Source organism: Peribacillus sp. P4_C12, assembly GCF_056402095.1.
The window spans coordinates 36,075-42,992 of sequence record NZ_JBFUIB010000014.1 but is presented as its reverse complement, the minus strand read 5'-3'; the positions used below and the strand labels follow the sequence as shown (position 1 = coordinate 42,992).

General features: G+C 41.1%; 4 protein-coding genes. All 4 read left to right on the top strand.

The features are described from left to right. Positions 1–1,609 (top strand): heavy metal translocating P-type ATPase (locus AC1DUW_RS05355; protein ID WP_477642148.1); only part of this gene is annotated, 1,609 nt, incomplete at its 5' end. A 627-nt stretch (positions 1,610–2,236) separates the two neighbouring features. After that, positions 2,237–3,499, top strand: a complete 1,263-nt coding sequence (hflX, locus tag AC1DUW_RS05350; protein ID WP_477642147.1) for a GTPase HflX — start codon at positions 2,237–2,239, stop codon at positions 3,497–3,499. Positions 3,500–4,246: 747 nt separating this feature from the next. Then, on the top strand, positions 4,247–5,605 hold the full coding sequence (locus AC1DUW_RS05345; RefSeq protein WP_083450936.1) for an NAD(P)-dependent oxidoreductase: 1,359 nt from the start codon (positions 4,247–4,249) through the stop codon (positions 5,603–5,605). A gap of 26 nt (positions 5,606–5,631) precedes the next feature. After that, complete coding sequence (preA, locus tag AC1DUW_RS05340) at positions 5,632–6,918, top strand: NAD-dependent dihydropyrimidine dehydrogenase subunit PreA (protein ID WP_477642146.1); 1,287 nt, start codon at positions 5,632–5,634, stop codon at positions 6,916–6,918.

The window sequence follows — 6,918 nt, the reverse complement described above, 5'->3', positions numbered from 1 at the left end:
GCGTGAAGCCCTGGAAAAGTATTCGATGGATAAAGCCCGGAATTCTATAGAATCATTAATGAATATAGCTCCTAAAGAGGCCTTGATTCGTAGGGGACATCACGAAATGATGGTTGCTGTTGATGAGATTGAGGTGGGCGACACCATGATTGTCAAACCCGGTCAGAAGCTCGCTATGGACGGCAGGATCACGAAAGGTGCCTCGACACTGAATCAGGCAGCCATTACAGGGGAATCAGAGCCAATATTTAAAACGGTTGAGGGTGAAGTATTTGCTGGAACCTTAAATGGTGAAGGACTGCTGGAAGTGGAGGTCACGAAACGAGTAGAGGATACGACGATTGCAAAAATCATACATCTTGTTGAAGAAGCTCAGGCTGAAAAAGCTCCTTCCCAGGCATTTGTTGATAGATTTGCAAAATTCTATACGCCCGCCATTATGCTGATAGCGTTGGCCATTGCCGTTATTCCGCCGCTTGTCATAAACGGGGAATGGAGTGAATGGATTTACCGAGGATTGGCTGTGCTGGTTGTTGGTTGTCCTTGTGCTTTAGTTATCTCTACACCAATTGCAATTGTAACAGCCATCGGAAATGCTGCGAAAAATGGTGTACTGATTAAAGGCGGAGTCCATTTGGAGGAAGCTGGAGCCATAAAGGCGATAGCGTTTGATAAAACAGGTACTTTGACAAAGGGAATACCTGAAGTGACTGATTTCACAGTATTGGTTGACGGGGTGAGTGAACAGGAAGTTCTAGGGATTGCTGCAGCTTTAGAAAGCTGTTCACAACATCCTCTTGCCACGGCCATTCTCCAAAAAGCAGAGAGCCAGAACATGGACTATCACTCTCTTGTGGTTGAGGATTTTACCGCAATCACGGGTAAAGGTATAAAAGGAACAATAAATCGAGAAGTCTATTACATTGGGAAACCACATCTTTTTGAAGAAGAGGGCGGTTTAGCCTTTTCTGAAGATGTTCGTATCCAAATAAATGATTATCAAAATGAAGGGAAAACGGTGATGGTGCTTGGCAATCAAATGAAACTCCTTGCACTGATTGCAGTTGCGGACGAAATAAGGGAAAGCAGTAAGGAAGCAATCCGGAAACTGCATGCTCTCGGGATTGAAAAAACGATAATGTTGACCGGGGATAATATCGGAACAGCAAAAGCGATTGGAGCAGTAGCCGGCGTTCATGAGATTCAAGCGGAGCTATTGCCGCAAGATAAACTGGCCTTTATCAAACAATGGAAACAGAAATATAATCGAGTGGCTATGATTGGCGATGGTGTCAATGATGCACCGGCTTTAGCGGCTTCCACGGTTGGGATTGCGATGGGGGGAGCGGGGACAGACACCGCCCTTGAAACCGCAGATATTGCCTTAATGGGTGATGACTTATCAAAGCTGCCTTATACGATACGCCTAAGTCGTAAAACGTTAAAAATTATTAAGCAGAACATCACGTTTTCGTTAGCGATTAAGATTCTGGCTTTACTATTGATAGCACCAGGCTGGTTAACACTGTGGATGGCAATTTTTGCAGACATGGGAGCAACGTTATTGGTCACATTGAACAGTCTTAGATTGCTAAGAATAAAAGAGTAATAGAATATGGCTTCCTGGTTCCTTTTAAAGGTGCAAGGAAGCCTTTTCTTGTACTGCTTCAAAATGTTTCATGTGAAACTGATAATTCACATACAGTTCAGAAGTTTTTCACTCAACAGAAAAGCAATTGAATGGGCGAGTACAACGCCGCAAGATGAAGTGATCGATCGTTAACGAAACCATTATTGAGAAAAGAGGAAGGGATGTACAGAAACGGTTCGATACTGGAAGAGTCCTGGCATCTTATAAAAAAGGCGGATATATAGCTGAATCTGAATTTCAACTATGGCTCGAGTTGCTTAATGAAAATGACGAGGTAAAAGAGGGTAAAGTAGATCGGGACGATTAATAAACGATTGAATTCAATCCTATAAGGTCGAAAGAAAATAAAAGAAACCAATAGAATACCAAAAATACCAGGTCTGAATATGGCCTGGTATTTAATATGTTGAATTTTCTTTTATGTAAAAGGAATCCTAATAAGAACATTTTTGAATGCAGAGCCAAGCAATCGTTATGCATGTTCTATGTAGTGTGCTACAATGTGGCTGACTTTTAATGAGGCATAGGATGATCCTGTGTGATTGTTAAATTGAGTATGGCAGTTACAGGAAGGGATTTGAAAGAATGGAATTAGAGCAAAGGGCAATCTTAGTTGGGGTAAACCTCAATAGCCAAAAGGATTTTGATTATTCAATGGAGGAATTGGCTAATTTAACGGAGGCCTGTGGGGTAGAGGTTGTCGGGACGATCACACAGAATTTGCATCGGGTGAACTCATCACATTTTATCGGAACCGGAAAGATAGAGGAAGTAAAAAATCTTGTGGAGTATAAGGAAGCGAATGTCGTCATCTTTAATGATCAGTTGTCGCCTTCACAACTTCGGAATCTGGAGAGGGACATGGATTGTAAGGTAATTGATCGGACAATCTTGATTCTGGACATTTTTGCACACCAAGCAAAAACAAAGGAAGCCCAGCTTCAGGTAGAAGTGGCAAAACTTCAATATATGCTCCCACGTCTCGTTGGATTAAGGGAGTCATTAGGTCGTCAGAGTGGTGGAGTTGGTACAAACAAAGGTGCTGGGGAAAAGCAGTTAGAGCTTGACCGTAGGAGAATAGAGGAAAATATAAGTGTTTTGAATAAAGAACTGGAAGAACTTGTTGCACACCGTCAAACGCAGAGGAAGCAGCGGAAAAAGAATGCCATCCCAGTCGTTTCTTTAGTCGGTTATACGAATGCAGGGAAATCCTCGATCATGAACGCTTTGATTGAAATGTTTCACCCAACAACCGAAAAGCAGGTTTTGGAAAAGGATATGCTGTTTGCTACGCTTGAGACTTCCGTGCGAAACATTCCTTTGCCGGATAATAAGGAATTTTTACTGACGGACACGGTTGGTTTTGTTTCAAAATTACCGCATCATCTTGTGAAAGCGTTCCGTTCAACCTTAGAAGAAGTGGTCGAAGCTGACTTATTGATTCATGTTGTTGATTTTTCCAATCCCAATTATGAGCAGCAAATAGAGATTACAGATCAAACTTTGAATGATATAGGCATTAAAGAAATTCCAACTATTTTTGCTTATAATAAAGCAGATCTGACTGAAATAGATATCCCGCAGGTGAATCGTGACTCTGTTTATATGTCAGTGAAAAACAAAGTAGGCATACAGGAATTGATCGATCAAATCCGAGGACATGTTTTTGTAGACTATATTCGCTGTGAGATGCTGATTCCGTATGACCAGGGACAGTTGGTATCCTATTTCAATGAGCATGGTCATATAACGGAAACAGAATATGATGAGAAGGGATCTAAATTAAAACTTGAGTGCAAGAAAACAGATTATGAAAAATATCATCAATACGTTATTAACTCTAAGTAATTATTTTGTTGATAATATGTGCATAAGTTGTTAGCAAGTTGTTAGTGACTGAAAATTCACTATTGAACCTGTGTATAGTTTTTTAAGAAAAATACAATACTTACTGGAAAACGTTGAAATAACACAGTATTTCTTGTTATCCACATATTATATTTGTGTGGATAACCTGTGAATAAAATTTAAAAGCCCCAGGAAATTGCATTCAATATTTTCTAGGGCTTTTTAATTTGTGGACAAAGTGTTGATAAGTTAGTTTTATTAAAAAAATTCAGTAAGTGTGATGAATATTAAGTAAGGTTTGTAGAAAAATGACGATGTTTATCATTTGTTGTTAGGAAATATCACATGGTTATTACATAGTGCACATTAAACAGTTAACAATATTTTACACTTTGTATAATGTAACTTGCTTTTTATCATTATAAAATAAAGAATACTCAATTTATCTGGTTATTACCAGATTGTGAGTTTTTAAGAACGATTGGGGGGGCTTTTAATGGCCGAAGGAAGCAGATACCAATGCGTGATCATCAAGAAAATAAAAGAAAATAATAAACGGAATGTGAGATTATTGGCAATTATATCGTCGTGACTGTCTTTCTAAATAGAACGATGAAGAACGACAGTGGTTACTGCCATAAATTCTCTAATTGCAAGGATAGGAAATGCTATTTTAGATGAATACATGCAATTCCTCCCTTTTTATTTTTCACAAATAAATTTTTGGAAGGAGAATAGTAGATGAGTATGACGAGTCCGTTAAAAGATGGTCTGGCGATGAACTTTCAGGAAGTGGAGAGGGGGTTAACCCCACGTGAAGCTTTGGAAGAATCGAATCGATGTTTATACTGCTATGATGCCCCATGTATTCAAGCCTGTCCGACAGGGATAGATATTCCAAGTTTTATTAAGAAAATAGCATCAGGGAATTTTAAAGGATCGGCCAAGACGATCATGACAGCCAATCCAGTCGGTGCCAGTTGCGCGCGAGTATGCCCGACAGAAGAATTATGTGAGGGGGCATGTGTCCTAAACCATTCTACAAAGCCAATCATGATTGGCAATCTCCAGCGTTATTCCACAGATTGGGCCATCCAAAATAAACAAGCTCTATTCAAGGCCGGGAAGAAGAATGGCAAAAAGGTTGCCATTGTCGGAAGCGGACCTGCGGGCTTATCTGCAGCAAGGGAATTAGCCTTGCTTGGCTACAGTGTAACCATTTTCGAAGCTGAAAAAAATCCAGGTGGATTAAATACGTACGGTATCGTATCTTTCCGTTTGCCACAGAGCATTTCTTATTGGGAAGTTGATCAAGTAAAGAGTTTAGATGTTGAAATTAAAACGAATACGAGGGTTGGTGTTGATGTTTCTGCTACCCAGTTAACCACCGACTATGATGCCGTTATTTTGGCGATTGGAATGTCTGGTGTTCCAAAACTTGGAATTGAGGGAGAAGACCTGGCTGAAGTATATGATGCAATCGACTTCGTCAAGGCAACGAAAACAGAGGCTATCACTGATAAATTCGTTGGGAAGAAAATGGCGGTCATTGGAGCTGGGAATACAGCGATTGATGCAGCAACCTGTTCTGTACGTCTTGGTGCCGAACAAGTTGGAATTATCTATCGTCGTACCCAGAAGGAAATGACAGCTTACGATTTTGAATATGAGTTTGCTAAACAGGAAGGTGTCGGGTTTCACTGGCTGACGAACCCTTCTAGGATTATTTCAGATAGCAATGGTCAGGTAACGGGTATCGAGTGTGTAAAAATGGTGCTTAGTGAGGCAGGAGGAGATGGTCGCCGTCGTCCAGTACCGATTTCTGGATCAGAATTTGTTATACCTGTCGATGGCGTTATCCGTGCTATCGGCCAATCTAGATATGTAGGACTGATTGAACAGTTTGGCATTGAGCATGATGGAGGCGTCGTAACATTAGATGGAGACTCATATAAAACGTCGAATGAAAAAGTATTTGCCTGTGGTGACGTTATTTTTGGTAAAGGCCAAGGTGAGGCAATGGTTGTTTCCGCTGCCCAGCAAGGGAAGAAGACAGCCTATGAAATTGACCGAATTTTAATGAGCGAAGCGGTAGATATTGCTTAATAAAAATGAAAATTAGGAGGCTTAACATGGCTGATTTATCAATTGATCTTGCAGGTATTAAATCTCCCAATCCTTTTTGGCTGGCGTCGGCACCACCTACTAATTCGGGGTATCAAGTGCAGCGGGCATTTGAGGCTGRCTGGGGAGGAGCCGTTTGGAAGACGTTGGGAGATCCTATTCTGAATGTCTCATCACGTTTTGCAGCTGTGGGTTTTAATGGCCAACGAGTAGCTGGTTTCAACAACATTGAATTGATTACGGATCGACCACTTGAGGTGAACTTAAAAGAAATATATGAAACGAAAAAACGTTTCCCTAACCATGCAATCATTGCATCAGTAATGGTCGAACCGCATCAAGATAAGTGGCATGAAATTATCAAACGCATAGAAGACGTGGGGGTTGATGGTTATGAACTGAACTTTGGCTGCCCGCACGGTATGGCTGAGCGGGGTATGGGCGCTGCTTCTGGACAGGTTCCTGAGCTTGTGGAAAAGCAAACATATTGGGCAAAGGAAGCGGCATCGAAACCTGTCATTGTCAAACTTACTCCGAATATAACTGACATCACGGTTACTGCGGAAGCCGCTATACGCGGTGGAGCGGATGCAATTAGTATGATTAATACGATTAACAGCCTGGCGGGAGTGGATATCCATTCATGGAATACGATTCCCCATGTAGGCGGTAAGGGTGCCCATGGCGGGTATTGTGGTCCTGCTGTGAAGCCGATTGCTTTAAATATGGTTGCAGAATGTGCAAGGAATCCACTGATTAATGTTCCGATATCGGGAATCGGTGGAATATCTAATTGGAAGGATACGGTTGAATTTTTATTGATGGGTTCAACGGGAGTGCAAATTTGTACCGCTGCCATGCATCACGGTTTTCGAATTGTCGAGGACATGATTGATGGTCTGTCTAATTACCTCGATGAAAAAGGGATATCCTCTGTGATGGATATTGTTGGTAAGTCTGTACCCCGTTATTCCGATTGGGGAAATTTAGATCTTAATTATAAGGTAGTGGCGCGCATTAATAATGATGTGTGCATTAACTGCAATAAATGTCATATTGCATGTGAAGATACTTCACATCAATGTATAGATATGTTAAAAGACCCGTCAGGCAACTCCTTCTTACGAGTCCGTGAAGAAGATTGTGTCGGATGTAATCTTTGTTCGATTGTATGCCCGGTTGATGGAGCAATCGACATGATTGAACTGGCAAGTGATTTGCCTCCAATGACTTGGAATGAACGTCAGGCATTCCTTGGGAATATCGGTAATGAAAGTGTTGATTTCGTAAAATAA

Bases quoted from the DNA above. Each gene is read 5' to 3' on its own strand.
- hflX (WP_477642147.1), top strand. From the start codon at position 2,237: ATGGAATTAGAGCAAAGGGCAATCTTAGTTGGGGTAAACCTCAATAGC.
- AC1DUW_RS05345 (WP_083450936.1), top strand. From the start codon at position 4,247: ATGACGAGTCCGTTAAAAGATGGTCTGGCGATGAACTTTCAGGAAGTG.